This window comes from Micromonospora sp. NPDC048170, from assembly GCF_040652795.1.
Taxonomy (GTDB): Bacteria; Actinomycetota; Actinomycetes; order Mycobacteriales; family Micromonosporaceae; genus Micromonospora.
Window position 1 is genome coordinate 33,994 of record NZ_JBEZMR010000007.1, and the last position, 21,079, is coordinate 55,072.

Annotated in this window: 13 protein-coding genes; 9 read left to right on the forward strand and 4 right to left on the reverse strand. The window is 74.4% G+C overall.

Annotated elements, in window-relative coordinates:
- Nucleotides 1–16 precede the first annotated feature (16 nt).
- Nucleotides 17–655, forward strand: coding sequence for a sigma-70 family RNA polymerase sigma factor (locus AB0D32_RS12930; RefSeq protein WP_357088679.1), 639 nt, complete (start codon nucleotides 17–19; stop codon nucleotides 653–655).
- Nucleotides 630–1,094, forward strand: coding sequence for a hypothetical protein (locus AB0D32_RS12935; protein WP_357088682.1), 465 nt, complete (start codon nucleotides 630–632; stop codon nucleotides 1,092–1,094). Before AB0D32_RS12930 ends, AB0D32_RS12935 begins: the two co-directional genes overlap by 26 nt.
- A 109-nt stretch (nucleotides 1,095–1,203) precedes the next feature.
- Here the strand turns inward: AB0D32_RS12935 and AB0D32_RS12940 are convergent, their stop codons facing one another.
- The 3 genes from AB0D32_RS12940 to AB0D32_RS12950 all read right to left on the reverse strand — a co-directional run bounded on the left by AB0D32_RS12940 (nucleotide 1,204) and on the right by AB0D32_RS12950 (nucleotide 5,016).
- Entirely contained in the window at nucleotides 1,204–2,250 is a 1,047-nt protein-coding gene (locus AB0D32_RS12940) for a hypothetical protein (protein ID WP_357088684.1), read from the reverse strand.
- A 207-nt stretch (nucleotides 2,251–2,457) separates the two neighbouring features.
- On the reverse strand, nucleotides 2,458–3,681 hold the full coding sequence (locus AB0D32_RS12945; protein ID WP_357088687.1) for a S8 family peptidase: 1,224 nt from the start codon (nucleotides 3,679–3,681) through the stop codon (nucleotides 2,458–2,460).
- 132 nt (nucleotides 3,682–3,813) lie between these two features.
- Nucleotides 3,814–5,016 (reverse strand): S8 family peptidase, encoded by a 1,203-nt coding sequence (locus AB0D32_RS12950; protein WP_357088690.1) that lies wholly within the window; start codon nucleotides 5,014–5,016, stop codon nucleotides 3,814–3,816.
- Nucleotides 5,017–5,285: 269 nt separating this feature from the next.
- Between AB0D32_RS12950 and AB0D32_RS12955 the strand changes: the two genes are divergently transcribed.
- Nucleotides 5,286–5,708, forward strand: a complete 423-nt coding sequence (locus tag AB0D32_RS12955) for a YciI family protein (protein ID WP_357088693.1) — start codon at nucleotides 5,286–5,288, stop codon at nucleotides 5,706–5,708.
- A complete protein-coding gene (locus AB0D32_RS12960) occupies nucleotides 5,701–6,867 on the forward strand; it encodes a DUF6596 domain-containing protein (protein ID WP_357088696.1) in 1,167 nt (388 codons plus the stop codon). Before AB0D32_RS12955 ends, AB0D32_RS12960 begins: the two co-directional genes overlap by 8 nt.
- Before the next feature lie 66 nt (nucleotides 6,868–6,933).
- Here the strand turns inward: AB0D32_RS12960 and AB0D32_RS12965 are convergent, their stop codons facing one another.
- Nucleotides 6,934–7,587: a hypothetical protein gene (locus tag AB0D32_RS12965; RefSeq protein WP_357088698.1), complete on the reverse strand. Its 654-nt coding sequence runs from the start codon at nucleotides 7,585–7,587 to the stop codon at nucleotides 6,934–6,936.
- A 592-nt stretch (nucleotides 7,588–8,179) separates the two neighbouring features.
- Between AB0D32_RS12965 and AB0D32_RS12970 the strand changes: the two genes are divergently transcribed.
- From AB0D32_RS12970 to AB0D32_RS12990, 5 genes are read left to right on the forward strand one after another with little or no spacing between them, the layout of a single operon-like run.
- On the forward strand, nucleotides 8,180–9,037 hold the full coding sequence (locus AB0D32_RS12970) for a DUF4132 domain-containing protein (protein ID WP_357088701.1): 858 nt from the start codon (nucleotides 8,180–8,182) through the stop codon (nucleotides 9,035–9,037).
- Between the two features lie 5 nt (nucleotides 9,038–9,042).
- Nucleotides 9,043–14,103: a hypothetical protein gene (locus tag AB0D32_RS12975; protein ID WP_357088703.1), complete on the forward strand. Its 5,061-nt coding sequence runs from the start codon at nucleotides 9,043–9,045 to the stop codon at nucleotides 14,101–14,103.
- 53 nt (nucleotides 14,104–14,156) lie between these two features.
- The gene (locus AB0D32_RS12980) at nucleotides 14,157–15,347 is read left to right on the forward strand and encodes an AAA family ATPase (RefSeq protein WP_357088706.1); all 1,191 of its coding nucleotides are present in this window, start codon (nucleotides 14,157–14,159) and stop codon (nucleotides 15,345–15,347) included.
- A complete protein-coding gene (locus tag AB0D32_RS12985; RefSeq protein ID WP_357088708.1) occupies nucleotides 15,344–19,048 on the forward strand; it encodes a DUF5682 family protein in 3,705 nt (1,234 codons plus the stop codon). Before AB0D32_RS12980 ends, AB0D32_RS12985 begins: the two co-directional genes overlap by 4 nt.
- Complete coding sequence (locus AB0D32_RS12990) at nucleotides 19,045–20,961, forward strand: hypothetical protein (protein ID WP_357088711.1); 1,917 nt, start codon at nucleotides 19,045–19,047, stop codon at nucleotides 20,959–20,961. The genes AB0D32_RS12985 and AB0D32_RS12990 overlap by 4 nt, the downstream gene beginning before the upstream one ends.
- Nucleotides 20,962–21,079 lie beyond the last annotated feature (118 nt).

A 21,079-nucleotide genomic window follows, 5' to 3' on the forward strand; every position in this document is an offset into this window, starting at 1 on the left:
GCAGGGTGGTGTCCCGATGAGCGAACGCGGCACGGTCGGCCTGGTCGCCGCCGCCTCCTGCGGTGACGAGCTGGCATGGAGGGAGCTGGTCCGCCGGTACACCCCGCTGGTGCTCTCGGTTATCCGGTCCTACGGGCTCGCCCAGGTCGACGCGGCGGACGTCAACCAGACCGTCTGGCTGCGACTGGTGGAGCATCTGGGGCGACTGCGGGAGTCGGACGCGCTGCCCGCCTGGCTGATCACCACCACCCGGCGGGAGTGCTACCGGCTGCTCCGCCTCGGCCGGCGGACCCAGCCGTTCGACCCGTACGACGACTCGGCCGACGGGCACGTCGGTGCCCTTCTGCTGGTGGATCCGGTCACCCCGGACGAGGACCTGCTGCGCGCCGAGCGGCAGCAGGCGCTGCGGGAGGCGGTTGCGCAGTTGCCGCCGCGCTGCCGGGAACTGCTCGCCCTGCTGATGGCCGATCCGCCGTCGAGCTACCGCGAGATCGGTGCGCGGTTACGCATGCCGGTGGGCAGTGTCGGCCCGACCCAGGCCCGGTGCCTGCACAAGCTGCGGAAGTGTCCGGCACTCGCCCCTTTCGTCAGGGCGCGCCCGGACAACGACGGGAGCGGAGGTGACCGGGATGGAGCGGTGGCCGCCAGCCGCTGACGACGCCCTGCTGGCCGAGTTGAGGGCCGCCCTGCGGGACCCGGGCCCGGTGCCCGAGGAGTTCCTGGCCGCAGCGCTGGCCGCGTTCGGTTGGCGGAGCATCGACGCCGAGTTGGCGGTCGCCGAGCTGACCTTCGACTCGGCCTGCGACCTGGAGCCGGCCGGTCTCACCCGGTCGACCGGCTCGGCCCGTACGCTGACGTTCCGCGCCGGTCCGGTCGTGGTCGAGATCGAGGTGACCCCGACCGGCATCGTCGGGCAGCTCTCGCCGGCCCGGGGCGGCCGGGTCACCGCGCGGACCTCCGCCGGCGGGTACGAGGAGGTGCCGGTGGACGCGGTGGGCTTCTTCTCGCTGGGGGCACCGCCCGCCGGCCCGGTCCAGCTCTGCGCCCGCACCGGCGAGTACGCGGTGGCGACCGCCTGGGTCAGTCTGCGCTGAGCGGGACACCCCGCGGGTCGGGGCGGCTGCCACCGGGTGTCCGGGCTGGTCAGGCGGAGACGGAGGTCGCGGGCCCGTCCGCGACCTCCGTCCCTACCCTCCTGGACGACTACTTCCGCTGAGCCACCGTGATGTCGTACCGCACACCGCCGAGGTCGGCCCGGGCGGCGCCGGTGGTGTCCGGGCCGATCTGGGTCACGTTGACGGCGATCTTCTCCTGCGTCGGCGTGGCGGCCGTGAAGTTGAGCGAGAAGGCGATCCGCTCACCGGGATTCAGCTCCAGGTTGTCCAGGCTGGCCTGGCCGATGTCGACGATCTCGACCTGGTTACGGCCCACCTCGCGGACACCCTTGCCGGCCTTGCCACCCTTGACCCAGCGCTCGAACAGGGTCGGCCCGAGGTCGGCGACGAGCCGGCCGCCGGCGGTCTGGAAGGGCGCCCCGGTCTGGCTGAACACCACGCTGCTGCGGGCCGCCCGGGTCAGCGTGTTGCCGATGGCGAACGGCCGGATCTGCGCCAGGCCGCCGGCGACCAGCGCCACCGAGTCGACGTTGCGCCACGCGATGTTGTTGTTGTTGCGGGTGTTGACGCCGATGTCCGGTCCCTCGAAGGTCATCGGGTCGTTCGGGGAGACCCAGCGGGCCAGCAGGCAGAAGTGACCCGGACCGGGCACGTCGTCCCACGGGATGGTCACCGAGGTGACGCCCGGATAGACCGGCACGGACATCCACCCGATCTGCGTCCACGCGCCCGGCCAGGCCGCCCCGCCACCGGGCGTGGTCCGGTAGACCTCGATGGCGCCCTCCTCCATGACGCTGGTGCCGTACGGGCCGGGGTTACGCAGCTTGACGAAGATGTAGTTCCGCTGACCGACGATCGGGTTCTGGCTGGTCGGGCACTCGACGGCGGTGTGGCAGACCTTGATGTCCGGGCTCTGCCAGAGCGGGTTGAACGAGTGCGGCTGGAGCCCGACGTCGGCGGACGTGTCCTTCATGTACACGTCGACCGGGACGGCGTTGGCGGCGCCGCGGTTGCCCGCCGGGTCGGTCAGTGGTGCGGCGCCGGCTGCGGTGACGGACAACAGCATCGCCAGCGCCGCGCCGGTGAGCAGGGCGAGCGTCGACCGACGCGCTCTTCCTGCGAGACTGGTAGACACATTTCCTCCCGATGATGGGGGACCGCCGTGTGCCCCGAGGTGGTGGCGTGGGCGGGTGGACATCCTTACGGAGCCCGATCGGCAGGCGTAAATACGTATTCCTTCGGCGGATGATGTCAGATGGCGGAAGTTGGCATCAAGCCGGCGAAAGCCGCCCGGCGCTCAGGCCATGAGACCCCACGCGCTGCCCCACCCCGGCGGGCCCGGTCACGGGCCGACGTGGAGCAGGCGGTTGGGCGAACCGGTGCCGGGGTTGGCGACGATGCCCACGGTCGCCTTCGCGAGGAGGGCGTCCCGCACCTGGGCCGGGGTGAAGGTCGGGTTCGCCGCGAGGACCAGGACGGCGGCCCCGGCCACGTGGGCGGCAGCCATCGACGTACCGCTGTAGCTCATCGACGCGGCGGCGCTGGTGTGCCAGGCGGAGTTGATGGCCACGCCGGGGGCGAAGAGGTCCAGGCACGTCCCGGTGTTGGACCAGGCGGGGCGTTGGTCGGTCTGCGACGTGGCGGCGACCGTGATCGCCGTCGGCACCCGGGCGGGCGAGTAGTGGCACGCGTTGGCGGCGTCGTTGCCGGCGGACACGACGAACGTGACGCCGGAGGCGACGGCCGTGTTGACGGCGTTGTCGAGGGCGGCCGAGGCCGAGGCGTTGACGGCGAGGGTCGCCACCGCCGGCTTCACCGCGTTGGCGGCCACCCAGTTCACGCCGGCGATCACCTCCGCCACGGTGCTGGGCCGTACGCAGGCGATCACGCGTACCGCGACCAGCCTGACGTCCTTGGCCACCCCGTACTGGAGGCCGCCGACGGTGCCGCCGACGTGCGTACCGTGCCCGTTGCAGTCGTCGGCCGGCCCGCCGTCGATCGCGTCGTATCCGCTGGTCGCCCGGCCGCTGGTGAAGTCCGAGTGGGTGACGCGCATGCCGCTGTCGATGATGTACGCCCGCACGCCGCTGGCGACGTACTCGAAGTGGTACGTCTGGTTCAGCGGCAGGGCGCGCTGGTCGATCCGGTCGATGCCCCACGAGGGCGTGGGCCGTTGGACGGCGTTGGAGGTGACGGTCCGGTCCTGTTCGAGATACGCCACGTCGGGGTGGGCCGCCAGCCGTTCCGCGGCCGACTCGGCCAGCCGGATCGCGAACCCGTTGAGCGCCGCACCGTAGACCTGGGTGACGCTGCCGCCGTACCGTCGCGCCAGCCCCGCGGCCAGGTCCGGTACGGTGTCGGCCGCGCGCCGGGTGCCAGCCGCCGCGCCCACCGCCCCGTCCCGGAGGACCACGACGTAGCTGCCGTCGACGGCGGTGGCGCTGCCGGCGTGTTGGATCTGTCCGGTCGCCACGGCGGCGGCCGGGGCGGGGCCCGCCACCGCGAGGGTCGCGACCACCGCGAGGCTGGTGGCGAGCACCTGCCGGCTGCTGCTGAGAATTGTCATTCCGTCCGCCCTCCTTGAGCTTCCGCCGGTGCCGCCGAGGCGACCGGGCCCATGGGTACTCGGGTACGACCGGGTGTGGGGAATCGGCTCGCGCCGACTCCCCGCACCTTCACTCCGTGTTCCGTTGCCGACTCAGTTCACGACGAACAGCAGCGGACTGGCCGGTTTGCCGGTGGTCGCGTTGGCGACGAGGTGGTTACGGACCACATTCGGGGGCCAGCCGGTGACGGACACCACCAGGGCCGCCGCGCCGGCCACGTGCGGCGCGGCCATCGACGTACCGCTGATGGTGTTGGTCGCGGTGTTGCTGCTGTACCAGGCCGAGGTGATCGAGGTGCCCGGCGCCCAGATGTCCAGGCAGTTTCCGGTGTTGGAGTACGCCGCGCGCGCGTCGGTGCTGGTGCTGGCGCCCACGGTGATCGCGGCGGTGACCCGGGCGGGCGAGGAGTTGCAGGCGTTGGCGGTGGAGTTGCCGGCCGCCACGGCGTACGTCACGCCGGAGAGGATCGAGTTGGTGACCGCGTTGTCCAGCGTGCTGCTCGCCGTGCCGCCGAGGCTCATGTTCGCCACCGCCGGCTTCACCGCGTTCTGGGTCACCCAGTCGACCCCGGCGATGACCCCGGCGTAGGTGCCGCTGCCCTGGCAGTTCAGTACCCGTACGCCGACGAGGTGGACGCCCTTGGCCACCCCGTACGTGGCGCCGCCGAGGGTGCCCGCGACGTGCGTGCCGTGCCCGTTGCAGTCGTCCGCCGACCCACCGTCGACCGCGTCGTAGCCGCTGACGGCCCGCCCGCCGAAGTCGCTGTGCGAGAAGCGGATGCCGGTGTCGATGACGTACGCCCGCACGTTGCTGGCCGTGTTCGGGTAGGTGTACGCCCGGTCCAGCGGCAGGTCGCGCTGGTCGATCCGGTCCAACCCCCACGAGGGCGGGTTGGTCTGGGTCGCGTTGATCGACACCACCTGGTCCTGCTCGACGTAGGCGACGTCGGGGTGGGCCGCCAGCCGCTTCGCGGCCGAGGCGCTGAGCGTCACCGCGAAGCCGTTGAGCGCCGCAGCATAGACCCGGGTGACGGTGCCGCCGTACCGCTTGCCGAGTTCGCCGGCCTTGACGGGTACCGCGACGTTGGCACGGGCGGTGCCGGCCCGCGCTCCGACAGCCGCGTCCCTGAGTACGACGATGTAGCTGTCCGCGACCGCGTTCGGGCTGCCCGCGAGCCGGACCTCGCCGACCGCGGGTGCCGCCACGGCCGAACCGGCGGTGGCGACGATGCCGGTCGCGATCGCGACGAAGGCGCCGATCACCCGGCGCCCGTAGCGTCTGCCTGAGTAAGTCATCTTCCGCTCCCCTCTGGCCACCCGCCGCGAGCCAATCGACAGAAGTCTATATTGGGGCGGGGTGCGGGGTGCATAGGGAATTCCCCGTATCACCCGCCGGGACCTCGCGTCGACCGGTCAGGTGGTCGGAGCGACTCAAGGACCCGTCCCGGCGGTCTCGCGGCCGGCGGCGATGTCGATCGGGCGGCGATGTCGAGAACCCGGGACTGGCTCCGTCCCCGGGGTGAACTCGACCAGAATGGGTCGCACCAGCACCGAGGAGAGAAACGATGGCCAAGTACCTGCTGCTCAAGCACTACCGCGGCGCGCCGGCTGCGGTCAACGACGTGCCCATGGAGCGGTGGGCGCCGGAGGAGATCTCGGCGCACGTGCAGTACATGAACGACTTCGCGGCCCGGCTCGAGGGGACCGGCGAGTTCGTCGACGCTCAGGCGCTCGCCCCCGAGGGGATGTTCGTCCGGTACGACGGTGAGGGGCGCCCGCCGGTCACGGACGGTCCGTTCGCCGAGACGAAGGACCTCGTCGCGGGCTGGATGGTGATCGACGTCGACAGCTACGAGCGCGCCATCGAGCTGGCCGGGGAGCTGTCGGCCGCCCCCGGGGCGGGCGGGAAGCCGATCCACGAGTGGCTCGAGTTGCGGCCGTTCCTGGCCGCGTCGCCCACCATCACGGAGTGCCTCTCGCATGGATGAGGCTCTGCTGCGGAGCCTCGCGCCGAGCGTTCTCGGGATCCTCGTCCGCCGCGGAGCCGACTTCGCGGCGGCCGAGGATGCCGTGCAGGACGCGCTGGTCGAGGCGGTCCGCGTCTGGCCGGCCGACCCGCCGCGGGACCCGAAGGGCTGGCTGGTCACCGTGGCCTGGCGCCGGTTCCTCGACGCGGCGCGGGCGGACGCCGCCCGCCGCCGGCGTGAGGACCTCGTCGACGAGGAGCCGGCACCCGGGCCCGCGCCTGCGGTGGACGACACGCTCCAGCTCTACTTCCTCTGCGCCCATCCGTCGCTGACGCCGTCGTCCGCGGTCGCGCTCACGCTGCGCGCGGTCGGTGGGCTGACCACCCGGCAGATCGCCCAGGCCTACCTGGTGCCCGAGGCGACCATGGCGCAGCGCATCAGCCGGGCCAAGCGCACCGTCTCCGGCGTGCGGTTCGACCAGCCCGGCGACGTCGCCACCGTGCTGCGCGTGCTCTACCTGGTCTTCAACGAGGGCTACTCCGGCGACGTCGACCTCGCCGCCGAGGCCATCCGGCTCACCCGGCAGCTCGCGGCGGCGATCGACCATCCCGAGGTGGCGGGGTTGCTGGCCCTCATGCTGCTCCACCACGCCCGCCGGGCCACCCGGACCGCGCCCGACGGCAGCCTGGTGCCGCTCGCCGAGCAGGACCGCGGCCGGTGGGACACCGCGTCGATCGCCGACGGTGTCGAGATCCTTCAGGCCGCCCTCGCCCGCGACCGGCTGGGCGAGTTCCAGGCCCAGGCGGCCATCGCGGCACTGCACGCCGACGCGCCCACCGCCGGGGAGACCGACTGGGTGCAGATCGTCGAGTGGTACGACGAACTCGCGCGCCTGACCGGCAGCCCGGTCGTCCGCCTCAACCGCGCAGTGGCCATCGGCGAGGCCGACGGACCGCGCGCCGGGCTGGCAGTGCTCGCGGCGCTGGAGGGCTCACTGCCCCGCCACGCCGCGGTGGCCGCGTACCTGCACGAACGCGACGGCGACCTGGTGACGGCGGCACGGCTGTACGCCGAGGCGGCTCAGAAGGCCCCCAACCTCGCCGAGCGGGACCACCTGACGCGCCAGGCCGCCCGGCTCAACGCTGCCGCCCCCTCGCCGACGAACGGGAAGCCCGGCTGATCCCGGTACGCCGGCCGTCCCGCGGGAGCACCCGTCCGATGTCACTCTCGGCTGAAACGGCGTCGGTCACCCGGAGACCAGGTTCACGGTCCAGACATCTGCGCGGAGGTCTATCCCGCGCAGTCCCAGGGTGCGATCGCCGATTCGGTGATAGTCCAGACAGGAGTCGAAGGGCGACGTGTTCGGGACATGGATGACCTGTAGATCACCGGCCCAGAATGCGCCATCCGCCGCCTCGGCGAAGAAGTACGCCCAGCGGCTCTCCGTGTTCAGGACATGGACCGACTGCCCCGAGTCGATGCTCCACCAGCCGCGCGTACCCCACAGCCCCGCATAGGCGCAGGTGCCCGGACTGTAGTACGAGATGCAGAGCCTGATCCGGGGACCGTAACTGTTGCGGAAGTGCAGCTGCCGCATGACGTTGGTGCCCGGACCGCCACCGGGATCGTCGCTGAACTGCGACTCGGGCGCCACGCCGGGCGAGTGGTTCTCGCTGTGCGGCCCGGCGAGATCTGTCCCCTGCTGATGGCGCAGCACCACGCCGCGCGCGGGCGGGTCGTCGTATGCCCCGACCGGATCGGGCATCCTGACGTCGCCGTTCCCGCTCGGCCCGGCGCTGGCAGCGCCCGAGGTGAGGACGCCGCCCGCTCCCAGACCGAGCAGCGCGCCCGCGCGAAGGATCGACCGCCGGTTGATCGGCTCCTTGCTGGTTTGACTCACCGTTGCTCCTCGGGGTCAGTCGAAGGACTCGATCGACGATCGGCCCGCTCCCAGAACTGATTGCCATTCGATTTCCACAAAAAATTTATCAGCTTCTATGTGTCTGTCAAGTGTCTCGCTGAGCCGCCAAGGGTTGTTCTTTGTCGGGTAATTGCAGGTAGAGGGCGGTTGTCGTATTCGACCTGTGGTGCGGTCTGACTGGCGGGAAAGCGATCCTCTTCGCTATTGATCACTTCATGGCGGGCGGGAGGATGGCCGTGGCTCTCTCGGAGTTGCCCCCGCCTTCGGGGGTGCCGACGCCACGTTCCGCCGCAGCCGCGCCCCGGTCGGTGGGAGGTTGGGTGATTCGGTGTGACCCAGGTCACTGCGATGCCTCGCGTCGGGCCCGCGACTGACCGTCGACGTGCAGCCGTACCGGCCGGACCTGCGACTCCCGCGGGTTCCGTCCTGCCCGTCCCGCCGGCCTCCGCCCCGGCGCCCGGCCAATCGGGTCACTGTCGTGTCGGTGACTACTGTTAGCGTGCGCTGCGTTGTTGATCGCGGCCGATTCCTCACGAAATCTGGCTAATTGCCACTGCGGAGGGTATTCCTGATGGGCTGGCTACCGGTGGGAGACTCGTACGAGATCTCTCTCGTGGACGGAAAGGTGGCGGCCCGGTCCGCCGGCCCGCGGGCCAACGGCCGTCCACTGAAGACCCTGCCGAAGGTGTTGCGGGACGACCCCGAGGTGGACCGGTTGCGCCAGCTCGCCCAGTGGCTGGACCGGCACACCGCGGAATGCCAGGCCCGGGTCGACGCCTGGGTGGTGTCCTCGCTGCCGGTGCCGACCGGGCTGCTCGCCCGGATCTGGCCGGACCCGGCCTGGCGGGACGCGCTGCGCGACCTCGTGGTGCTCGGGGACGATCCGGCCGAGCCGGGCTTCCTGCGGGACGTCACCGACACCGGTGACCTGCGCGTGGTCAACCTCGACGGGGAGACCGTACGGCTCTCGCCGGCCAGCGCCACGCTGCCCCACCCGGTGGGCCTGCCCGACCTGGCCGACCTACGCGAGTTCGCCGACGAACTGGACATCGCCCAGCGGGTCGAGCAACTGCACCGGGGCACCTGGGGCAAGCCCGCCGACCTGAAGGATCGTGACACCACGATCCCGGACTTCCGCGGCAACACGGTCCCCAACCGGCTGGCCGCCCGCGCCGCCACGCTCGGCTTCCGGGTCTCCGGCTCGCAGGTCAAGTGCCGGGTCTGGGAGGCCGGCCGCACGGTCGAGGCTGCCATGTGGTTCGACGAGGACTACTGGGACTCCGAGGCGACTCTGGGCACCCTCTCCTGGTCGGTCGTGGAGGGACCGACGCTGCGGTTGACCGAGGTCGGGCCGGTGGCCTGGTCGGAAGGAATGCGGATGGCGACGGCCCTGTCCGGCGCCGTGACCGGAACGGGGAAGAAGGCGTGACCGGGATGACGACCATGTCGGGCGAGGATTCGGCAGAAAGCCTGCTGGCTGCCGGCGCGGTGCTACCGACCGACACCGCCGGAGCCGGCGACCGGGCGGTGCCCCTCACCGCCCGCACCTACCGGCACCCGGCCCTCGACGACAGGCTGGTGGTCCGCCTGGTCGACGCCGCCCTCGGCGAGGGCGAGGACATCGCCGTCGGGTTCCTCGGCCTGGCACCGGGTGCCGAGCCGGCCGTCGTCGGCCTGGGGCCGCGCCGCCCGTTGGCCTTCCCGGAGTGGGTGCTGGTGCACCACCCGGAGGACGGCCGGCACGCGTTGGCGGTGGTGCCGGAGTTGCAGAAGCTGGCCAAGCAGGTGCGGTCCCGGCCGAAGGCCGCCCTGGACGGGCATCAGAGCGTCGCCGACCGGTTCGCCCGTACGCTGCCGCACTTCCTGCCGACGTTCTTCGAGCAGGCGGCGCGGGTGTTCCTGGCCGCCGGGCAGGACACCTACGCGACGCAGTTGTTCAACAAGGCGCGCAAGGCGGAGGCACAACACGGCCTGCCGGTCGACCTGAACCGGCTGGACGAGGTCTACGTGGAGTTCGCGGCGGCCAGGGTGGTGTCCGCGACCGCGTTGGCCGGCCACGCGAAGGAACTCTCCGCCCAACTGCCGGCCGACGAGGCGTTGGAGCGGTTCTGCCGGCTGGCGCTGCGGGCCGCAGCCGCCGGGGTGGTTCCGTCCACGCAGTCGGCCAACGCGGTGAACAGGCTGGTCCGGACGGCCACCAAGGCCGCCGGCAAGGCCGGCGCCGCCGCCGTCGCCGACCATGAGTCGGCCTACCTGACCGAGCTGCTCCGGCTACCGGTGGCCGCCGAGGCGCCGGCCGGCTGGTGGAAGGCGCACCTGCCGACGGTGACGGCGCTGGCGGGCCGCGATCCCGCGATCCGCGGCAGCCTGCTCGACCTGATGCCAACCGACCGGGACAACCTGGTCGCCTGGCTCGCCCTGTTGACCGACACCGGTGCCCTCGCCGGGCTCCACGACCCGGAGGTGCCGGACGCGGCCCGCCCGCAGGACGGCTCCGTCGGCTGGCTGCGCCGCTTCGTGAAACAGGCCGACTCCGGCTACCGCCGCAAGCCGCTGTCACAGCTGTATCCGCTCGTCGAGCGGATGGCCGAACGGCTGCGCGCCGAACTGACCGACAGCGGCGAGACCCTCACCGCCACGGACGACCTGGACCTGCTCGACCTGCTGCTCACCCTCGACCTGCCGGTGACCCCGCCGAAGGAGCTCGACACCCTGGACCTGGCGCACTGGGTCAGGGGCGAGGGAACGCGGGAGTTGCTCGCCGTGGCCGGCGACGACCGGTTCGCCGTGGCCCTGCGCCGTGGCCTCGACCAGCTCGACGACCAGCAACAAGCCCTCCGCCGGCTGGCTGTGACGCCGGGCATCCGGCCGTTGCTGACCGAATGGCTGCGGGACCGGATCCGCGACCGGTTCGCCACCGGGCTGCCGTACCTGCCGAAGTCGGCGGACTGGCTGGGCCGGCTCCCGGTCGAGGCGCTGCGCCTGGTGTCCGGGAGCCTCGACGGGGCCGGTGACCCCGGTCAGGGCGACGACCTCAGGCAGATCCTCGACATCGACCTCGCCGAGCGCGTCGCCCGCAGCCTGCGTGGCGGAATCGTCGACGAGCTGGGCTGGCCGGACTGGGAGCAGGCCTGGCAGGAGGTGACCGGCGGCGACCACCGCGTCGAGCTGATCCGGCAGGAGGCCTGGCCGCACCTGATCCTGGGCGGGCCGACCACGGTGCGCGTGCTCGGCGCGGAGGGCATCGTGCTCCGCCACGACCTGCGCATACCGGCCGACGACATGTGGGGCAAGCCCGGCTACCACTACGTCGACGGCCAACTGCTGGTCTTCTGGTGTTCCAAGGCGCTCGGCTACAAGCTGCGCGGCTACTGGCACTCGTCGCCCGGCGAGCCGCAGCCCATCCTCGGCGACCGCCACGGCAGCCGGCCGCGCGAGAACGGGATCACCCTGCCGCTGGTCGGCGGCGGGCGGACCACCGGCGACGGTGTGCTGCACGCCGGTGACACCGCTGTTCCGGAGCAGTTGCCGGTCATCACCGACGGCATCTCCCACTGGGTCTACCGCTCCGGCGAGGAGGGCGGCGACCACGGCTGGCGCGAGTACGACCCGGCCAGCAACACCCACGGCCGGCGCAGCCTGCCCCGGTTCCTGGCCGACCTCCCGGTCGGCGGAAGCCACCTCCAGGAGTCGGCCAGTTGGCTGCGGCCAGCCCTGTCCGACCGACCCACCCCGGCCGCGGCGCCGGTGGACGGGCTGCTCGGCTGGCGGGTGGTCACCCTGCCCGACGGCTCGGTACGCGGGGAGGACCTGGCCGGTCGTACCGTCACCGTGGCCCCGGGGCAGGAGCCGATCGCGGCGCTGGTGCTGCCCGGCGACGACCGGCCGCGGGCCGTCCTCAGGGGTTTCGTCCTGGTGGACCCGGACGGGATGGTGTCGGCCGTCGCCGGAACGCCGTCCGGCCGGGGCCACGCCTGCGACGCGGTCCCGCTGCCGGGACAGGAGTTCCTCGGCAACCTGCTGCCCCGGGACCCGATCGGCTCCACCGCCCTGCGCCGGATGGACCGGGACACCGCCGCCGCGCTGTTCAAGGTCGCCCTCGACGAACGCCGCGTCGCCCTGGCCGAAGAGGCCGCGCGGGCCGCGACCCAGGCGGCGACCCGATCCCGGTTGACCGTGGCCACGCAGGCCGCCACCGGCCTTCCCGTCGCCGTCCCGGCGTCCATGGGCGGCGCACCGGCCGGCACCTCCGGCTCCGCGGCGGCAGCCGTCACCGAAGACGACGAGGACACGCTGGTCGAGCTGGTCCGCTCGACGTTGCCGGCGGTCAGCCACGACGCGGTGCTGGCCGGGGTGGCCGGGGTGCTGCGGCTGGCCGCCCGGGTGCGCACCGACCTGGACGCGGTGACCGAGCGGCTCGCCAGGTCGTTGTCCGCCCCGGCGGCGGTGACGCCGGCGCCCACCGCGGCCGGACCCACCGACAAGGAGCTCAACCTGGCGCTGGACGGTCTGCGTGGCTCGGTCTACGGGGCGAGCGGCTCGACCAGCACCTTCACCCAGTTCCAGGCGTTCGCCGCCCAGCGGTCCGCCGCCATCGGGAGCGAACCCGCCGTCCGGCTGCACATCGACGGGCCGTCGCTGCCGAGCGCCCTGGACTGGTGGTCCCTGCTCGGCGGTGCCGCAGCCGTCGCCTACCGGGCCGCCGCGGCGGTCACCCCGGACGAACACCGGGAGACGCTACGCGCCCTGCTCACCGAGCTGGACCGGCTCGACCTGAGCACGGCGGCCGGACCGGCCCGGTGGCGCCGGTGCACCCTGCACCTGCTGGACGACGACCTGACCAACCCGGACGGCTCGCGCCGCAACCCCGGGCCGGGCATCCTGCCGTTGCCCGACGGGGCGTTCATGGCCGTCCTCAGCCGGAGCGGCACGTCCACCGGCTACTCCTTCGAGGCGCTGCACCACGACCCGGCTGGCGTGTTCGCCGTACCCGAGCCGTACACGGTGCGGTCCTCGGCGCCGGTCGGCGACGAACGGCCGGCCGGCTGGCTGGCCGGTTTCCTCACCGAGCTGGCCGCGCGCGGCCCGCTGCCCTGGCGGCCGGAGGCGGCCGAGCAGTTCGCCGAGCTGACCGGCGTCACCCCCACCGCCGCGAAGCTGGTGCTGGCCGGCCTCCCGTACGCGGACTCGGCGCACACCGTGCCGACCGAGTTGCGCCGGGCGCTCGGGGTCAGGCAGGTCGGCGAGGTCAAGCTGGCCTTCGGGATCCTGAGGGAGGCCAGCCCGGCGGTCCGGCGGGCCGTGGTCTCGGCGCTGCTGCCGGAGGACCCGGCCCGGCTGTGGACCGACGGTCCGGACGTGGCCGCCGCCGCGGCGGTCTGGAACGCCACCCTGGGGCCCCGGGTGGTGGTGCCCGAACAGTTGCTCGCCGAGGCGGTGCGCACGGTCCGAACCGGCTGGGGACCCGCGAAGGCGTTGCCGGCGCTGCTCGACCCCGCCCGTTCGGCCGAGCTGAGCACCGACCTGGCCTTCGAGGTCAGGGGCGACCGGGCCCGGAAGGTCGACGGCCAGGGGGCGGGCTTCACCGGTGAGGTGCTGCGCTCCGTGCTCGCCCTGGCCGCCTGGGTCGCCCACCAGACGCCAGCCGGCGACCCGTGCCGGGCCGCGCTGCCGGCCGCGCTGGCCGTGATCCGGGACCGACTGGGCAACCCCGGCCTGCTGCTGGACCTCAACCGGTACGTCTCCCTGCCCGCGTTCCGCCAGGTGGCGGGCACCCCGTCGGAGACCGGCCCGGGCTGGGAACGGTACGGCGCCATCGTCCTGTCCACCTACGACAGCCAGCCTTCGCCCGCGCTCCGGCCGGACCTGCTCGACGCCGACGGGACGGACCCGTACCTGCCGGCGCTGCGGGCCGACGCGGCCAAGCCGTACTCGACGGAGGTGGCGCTGCGCCTGGTCCGCAGCCCACGGTTCGCGGCGCTGCTCGGCGATCCGGGGGAGCCGGGTGCCGGCGCGCGGGCGGCGGACGGGACCTGGTGGCCGCAGGATCCGACCCGGTCGGTGCCCGAACTGGTCGCCGAGGTGGCCGGGGAACACGGCCTGGGCTCCGACGCGGCGGCACTGTACCTGATGCTGCTGGCCATGCCGGACCCGACCGACCGCAACACGGCGAAGTGGACCGGCTGGAAGCCCGCCCGGCTGAAGGCGGCCCGCGCCGAACTGGCCGGCACCCCGCTGGTCGTCGAGGCCAGCCGGTCCCGGGCCGGCCGGTCGCTGTTCCTGCCCGGCCCGTGGCTGGAGCGCGGCAGCGGACAGGCGCCGATCGAGGGCTGGAAGACCGCCCTGTTCGACCTCGCGCCCGACGGTACGGCCGGACTCGGCGTGACCGTGCCGTTCGAACCGGTCGCCGAGCTCTACCGGCGGGCCCGGCAGCGCCTCCGCGACGGCGACCGGCCCCGGCTCGACAACCTGCCCACCCGCGGCACCCACCGCTGACCACCCCTGTGCCGAACACCCCATCCGAAACAGAGAGAGATCGAGGAACACCAGTGACCGTGACGGAACACGTCCGCCCCAGCGCGGCGCCGGAGACCGCCGCCCAGGTCCTCTCCGCCGAACAGCGGTACGCCGACGAGCTGGCCTTCCTGGCCGCGTACGACGACGGGGCCCGGCCACCGGGCTGGGCGCTGACCCCGCGTGCCGTGGTCACGTTCATCCAGGGCAGCGACGGAGAGGCGTTGAAGCTGCCCGCCGGGCGGCGTACCGGTCCGGACGGCACCGAACTGCCGGCCAGCATGACCATCCCGGCGAAGTTCGTCGGTGAGCGGAGTCTGGTCGAGCGGTGCGTGGTCACCCTGGCCGGCGAGCGGGGCCTGCTGCTGGTCGGCGAGCCCGGCACCGCCAAGTCCATGCTGTCCGAGCTGCTGGCCGCCGCGGTCTGCGGCACCAGCGCGCTGACCGTGCAGGGCACCGCCGGCACCACCGAGGACGCCTTCCGGTACGGCTGGAACTACGCCCTGCTGCTCGCCCAGGGCCCGACCCCGCAGGCGCTGGTCGACTCGCCGGTGCTGACCGCCATGCGCACCGGCCGGGTGGTCCGGATCGAGGAGGTCACCCGCTGCCTGCCCGAGGTGCAGGACGCGCTGGTGTCCATCCTGTCCGACCGGCGGATGAACGTGCCGGAGTTGAGCGGTACCGAGGGCGGCCTGATCCGCGCGATGCCCGGCTTCACCGTGATCGCCACCGCCAACCTGCGGGACCGGGGCGTGTCGGAGATGTCCTCGGCCCTCAAGCGCCGGTTCAACTTCGAGACCATCCACCCGATCTCGGACGCGGACACCGAGACGGAGCTGATCCGCGGGCAGGCCACCGCCGCCGTGCAGCGCGCCGGCGCGACGTACACCGTGGACGACGCGGTGCTGGACGCCCTGGTCACCGTGTTCCGTGACCTGCGTTCCGGCCGGTCGGGCGAGGGCTGGGACGTGGAACGGCCGGGCACGGTCATGTCCACCGCCGAGGCGGTGCAGGTGGCGGCGTCGCTCGGCCTGGCCGCCGCGTACCTGCCCGGCGGGGACGCGCTCGACCTGGTGCCCGGGCACCTGCTCGGCGTGGTCCGCAAGGACGACCAGAACGACCACGCCCGGCTGCTCGGCTACTGGGACGGCCCGGTCCGCCGCCGCGCCGAGGACGGTTCGCCGATGTGGCGGCGGCTCTGGGACCTGCGGGAGAGCCTCCGGTGACGACCCTCGCCAGCACGCCGACCGGTACGGCCACACCGACGGCCGGTCCGGTGGGGGCCGGCCCGTCGACGGTCGATTCGACGTCGGCCGACCCGCGAGCCGTGGTCGACGCGCTCGCCGGTTCGCTCCGGCCGTACCTGATCGGGGTGCGGCATCACAGCCCGGCCCTCGCGGCGGTGGTCCCGGCGCTGCTCGACGCCGCCGCGGCCGAGGTGGTCTGCGTCGAGCTGCCGGCCGACTTCCAGCGCTGGCTGCCGTACCTGTCCGACCCGGCCGCCCGGGCCCCGCTGGCCCTGGTCGGCAGCCACGGCACGGACGGTCCGATGGGCTTCTACCCGTTCGCCGACTTCTCCCCGGAACTGGCCGCGATCCGCTGGGCCCGGCAGCGCGGCGTCGAGGTGGTCTGCTGCGACCTGCCGCTGGGCGACCCCGGCTGGACCGCCGACAGCACCGGCCCGGCCGCCGGCTCCGAGCCGAACGCCGGTGACGACCCGGACGCCGGCGAGCCGGTGCCCGGCCTGCGCCGGTCCGGCTACGCCGCCGCCCTCAGCGCCAGCGGCACCGGCCGGGACGGCGACGACCTGTGGGACCGGGTGGTCGAGGTGCGTGCCCCGGGCTGCCCGCCCGAGGCGGTCCGGCGGGCCGCCCTCGGCGTCGGCTGGGCGATGCGTACCGACAGCGCCAGCGGCGACGGCGTACCGGCCCGGGACCTGGACCGCGAGCGGCACATGCGCCGGGTGCTGGCCGAGGCCGGCGCGGACGGCCGGCGGGTCGCCGCCGTCGTCGGTGCCTTCCACGCCCCGGCCTTGCTCGCCGCCCCGCCGACCGGCACCGGCCCCGCCGGGACGGACAGCAGGGCCGGCGGCGCCGCCGCGGCTGATCCGGTCCGGTCCGCCACGACCCGGCCGGGGCCGGCCACCAAGGACGGCGGCACGGCGACCACCTCGCTGGTGCCGTACGCGTTCGACCTGCTCGACTCCCGGTCCGGCTATCCGGCCGGGATCCGCGACCCGCGCTGGCAGCAGTCCGTCTTCACCGCAGCCGGCGACCCGGAACGGATCCGGGCCGCCGCCGCCCGGGCGGTCACCGACCTGTGCCGGGAACTCCGCGCGGCCGGTCACACCGCCGGCACCGGCGAGGCTGCCGAGACGGTACGGCTGGCCGGCGACCTGTCCCGGTTGCGGGACCTGCCCGCCCCTGGCCGGGGCGAGGTGCTGGAGGCGGTGACCACGGTGCTCGGCCAGGGCGAACTGCTCGGCCGGGGCCGGGCGCTGGCCAAGGCGCTGGAGACCGTGCTGGTCGGTGCCGAGCGGGGCCGCATCGCCCCCGGTACGCCGCGGTCCGGCCTCGGCCCCGCGGTCGAGGCGGAACTCACCGCGCTGCGCCTGCCCAACCCGGACAGCCCGAAGTCCCGCGAGGTCCGGCTGGACCCGCTGCGTACCGAACTGGACGGGCGGCGGGAGATCCTGCTGCAACGCCTCGAGGTCTGCGGCGTCGGCTACGGCGAAGCGATCTCGGTGTCCGGCACCGGCGACGCCGCCGCCCTGACCACCCGCTGGCAACTGGCCTGGACGCCGTCCGTGGCGGCCCGGCTGGACCTGGTCGGCGTACGCGGGGTGACCGCAGCGCTGGCCGCGGCCGGCACCCTGCGGGAGCGGTTCCGCCGGGAGAGCGCCGACGGTGGCCCCACCGCCGGGCAACTGCTCACCGGGCTGCGCGACGCCGCCCGTTGCGACCTGCCCGAGCTGGTCACCGACCGGCTCGAGCTGGCCACCGTGGTGCTGCCGGGCACCGGCACGCTGCCCGACCTGCTGGCCGCACTGGACCTGCTGGAGGCGCTGCGCCGGGAACACCTGCCCGGCACCACCGCCGAGGGCCGGGCCCGGGCGGCCGAGCTGGCCGTCGTACTGCTGGACGCGGCGGTCCGCGGGCTGCCCGGCATGGCCGGCAGCGACGCCCCGGCCGACGCCGCCGCGCTGGTGGCCCTCGCGGTGCGGGCCGGCGAGGATCGGATCGGCCTGCGCCTGGACGAGGCCCTCGGCTACCTGGCCCGGGCCGGTTCGCCGCTGATCCAGGGCGCCGCCCTGGCCGCGCGGGTGCTGCTCGACCTGACCGGTCTGGAGACCCTGGGCACCCGGGTGGCCGGCTGGATCGACGCGGCGACCGGACCGGACACCCGGCGGCACCTGCACCGGCTGCTCGGTGGTCTGCTCACCGCCGCGCACCCGCTGCTGGAGTCCGCCCCGGCCGCGCTGGACCCGCTGCTGGAACGGATCGAGCGGCTCACCGACGCCGAGTTCCTGGACCGGCTGCCGGCGCTGCGTGGCGGGTTCGACGTGCTCACCCCGGCGGCCCGGGGGCGGCTGCTGCACACCGTCGCCGAACGGCTGGGCGACCGGCTCGACCTGGCCCTGTCCGCCCCGCCCGAGCTGCTGGCCCGCTGGACCGCCGCCGACCTGGCCGGCCGGGCCGCCCTGGCCGCCCGCGACATACCGATCCTCGGCGCGCCGGCCGACCCCGCCGACGCGGGGCCGGTCATGTCGGCCGACTCCGCCGACGCCGGATCCGGGCCGGACACGCCGGCCGCCCGGCTCGCGCCCACGGACCGGTGGCGGCTGCTGCTCGGCCGCCAACCCGACCGGTTGCCGGCCGACGCCCGCCGCTACGCCCGCGCCCTGGACGAGCTGTACGGGGCGGGGCAGGGCGAGGGCGCCACCGACCTCGGCCAGGAGGCCGGCGGCGGCCAGGAGGCCTCCTTCCCGACCGCCCGCGAGTGGGCCGACGAACTCGAGGCGCTGTTCGGCACCTCGGTACGGGAGGAGGTCATCGCCCGGGCGGCCGAGAGCGGCCGTACCGACGTGCTCAGCGAGCTCGATCCGGCCGCGGTGCGCCCCTCGATGGAGCTGCTGACCTCGGTGCTGTCACTGGCCGGTGGTCTGCCCGAGGGGCAGCTGGCCAGGCTGCGGCCACTGGTCCGGCGGCTGGTCGAGGAGCTGACCAGGCAGCTGGCCACCCAGGTGCGCCCGGCGCTGACCGGGCTGACCAGTCCGCGTCCGACCCACCGTCCCGGGGGCCGGATCAACCTCGCCCGTACGCTCCGGGCGAACCTGGCGCACACCCAGCGGCTCGGCGACGGCCGGACGGTGGTGGTGCCGGAACGCCCGGTCTTCAACACCCGGACCCGCAAGGAGGCCGACTGGCGGCTGGTGCTGGTGGTCGACGTGTCCGGCTCGATGGAGGCGTCGGTGGTGTGGTCGGCGTTGACGGCCGCCGTACTGGCCGGGGTGCCCACCCTGTCCACCCACTTTCTCGCCTTCTCGACCCAGGTGGTCGACCTGACCGACCGGGTCGACGACCCGCTGTCGCTGCTGCTGGAGGTGCGCGTCGGCGGCGGCACGCACATCGCCGCCGGGCTGGCCCACGCCCGCTCGCTGGTGACCGTGCCGAGCCGCACCATCGTGGCGGTGGTCAGCGACTTCGAGGAGGGCTACCCGCTGGCCGGGCTGCTCGGCGAGGTCCGCACGCTGGCCGGTTCCGGCGTGCATCTGCTCGGCTGCGCCGCACTGAACGACAGGGGAGTGCCCTGCTATTCGGTGCCGGTCGCCGAGCAGCTCGTCGCGGCCGGGATGCCGGTCGCCGCTCTCAGCCCGCTCGAACTCGCCCGCTGGGTGGGCGACCGCATCCGCGGAGGATCACGTTGACGGACCGCACACCCACCGCCGTGGACACCGACCGGTTGCCGCCGGTGCTGCCGGGGGTCGCCGCCGCGGCGGTGGCGGCCCTGCCGTCCCGGCTGCACAAGCGGCTGGACGCCGCCGTCGAACGGCTGGCCGGGGTACCGGTCGGCCGGGTCGACGGCGGCGTGACGGTCGACTGCGGCGCCGAGGCACTGGTCACCCTGACGCCCGGGGCGACCGGCGCGGTCACCGACCCGCAGCAGGCGCGGTGCAGCTGCCTGCTGGAGCCCCGCTGCCTGCACCGGACCGCGGTCCTGGTCGCCTGCCCGGTCGCCGATCCGGCCAGCCATCCCGATCCGGTGTCCACCGCGGCCTCGTCCACCCCGGACGGCTCCGGCGCGACCACCCGCCGGTCGGGGCGGGCCGGGAAACCGGCCGCCGGCCGTGCCGGCCAGAGCACGGCGCCGACGAAGGCCCAACAGGCCGCCGCCCGGGCGCTGTGGCGGGCAGCCGCCGCGGTGCTCGCGGCCGGGGTGCCGGCCGCCGGCGCGGTTCCCCAGGCCGAACTGCTGCGGGCCGCGCACGGTGCCCGGCTGGCCGGCCTGCCGCGGGCCGAGAGCGCCGCGCTGCGCACGGTACGTGGCCTGCGCGCCCACCGGGGACGGCAGACCGGCCACCGGCTGGCCGAGCTGGTCGAGGTGCTGCACGACCTGCTGTACGTGGCCGGCCGGCTGGCCGCCGGCGATCCCGACCCGGCGCTGGTCGGCATCCTCCGGCGGGCCTACCAGCCGGACGGCACGCTGGAGGTCCACGGCGTCTGCCGGGAACCGGTGATCAGCGCGACCGGGTACGCCGGGGTGGTCACCCACCTGGTCGCCGTCGACGGGCGCCGGCTCTCCTTCGGCGACGTGAAACCGGGCGGCCCGGAGCGGGCCCGCGACTGCGCCCGGGCGGTCACCGAGATGGGCGCGGTCGCGGTCAACCACGCGGTGCTGGCGCGCGGCGGCCTGCGGATCACCGGCACGACCGTCTCGCCGGACGGCCGGCTCGGCGCCGGCAAGGGGGTCCGGGCCACCCCGCTCACCGGGACCGACTGGTCCACCGGACCGCTGGCGGAACTGTTCGCCCGCCCGCTCGCCGAGGTGGTGACCGCCCAACTCGCCGCCGACGACCCGGAGGACCCCGGCCGGGCCGGGACCGCGCTGGTCGGCTGCGACCTGATGGTGGTGGGTGCCGTCGGTGACCAGGTGCTGGCCCGCGAGCTGGCCCCCGCCACCGACGCCGGAGAGGAGCGCGCGCCGGTGCCGGACGGGCCGGTGATCCGGCTGGTGCCGGTCAACTCCCACCCGATGCTGGCTCACGTGCCCAACCTGCGGCGGCTCGCGTCCTGGCCGGGCCTGCGGATCAGGGTGGTCGGCCGGCTGGACCCGGACCGGGCCAGCACGCTGCATCCGCTCGCCGTCGGCCCGGTGCCCGGTGCCGCCGCGACGCTGCGGCTGCCGGCGGACTGGCACGGCCGGGCAGACCTGGGCTACGACCAGATCCAGGGCGGTCACCTGCCGCCGCGCGACCCGGCCACGATGACCGAACCGGTCCTCGCCGTCGGCGCCGACGCGGTTGCGGAGTCCCCGCTGTGGCGGGTCCGCCGGCTGGTGGAGCTGGCCGTCTCCGGCGGTCGTCGCGCCGTCGCCGAGGCGGCCCGCGGCGACGGCACCGGGCTGGCCGGTCCACTGCGTCGTGCCGGCTTCACCACCGCCGCCACGGTGGCTGCCGCGCTCGCCGACGAGTCCGACCGGCGCGGCCGGGACGCGTTCGGCCGGCTCGCCGATCCCGACCCGGACCGGTACGCCTGGGCCTGGCTCGCCGTGACCGCCCACCTCGCCGCCACCGAACGGGAACTGATCCGGTCGTCCTGGACCGCCCCACCCGTCGGCTGATCTGCCGTAATCCGGGGCGTCGAAGGCCGGGCCGGTGGACGGCAGGCCAACCGTGACGTGGACGCGCTGCGCCTCGGCGCCCGCCCGAACCCGGGCGGGCGCCGACGTGGACGTACGC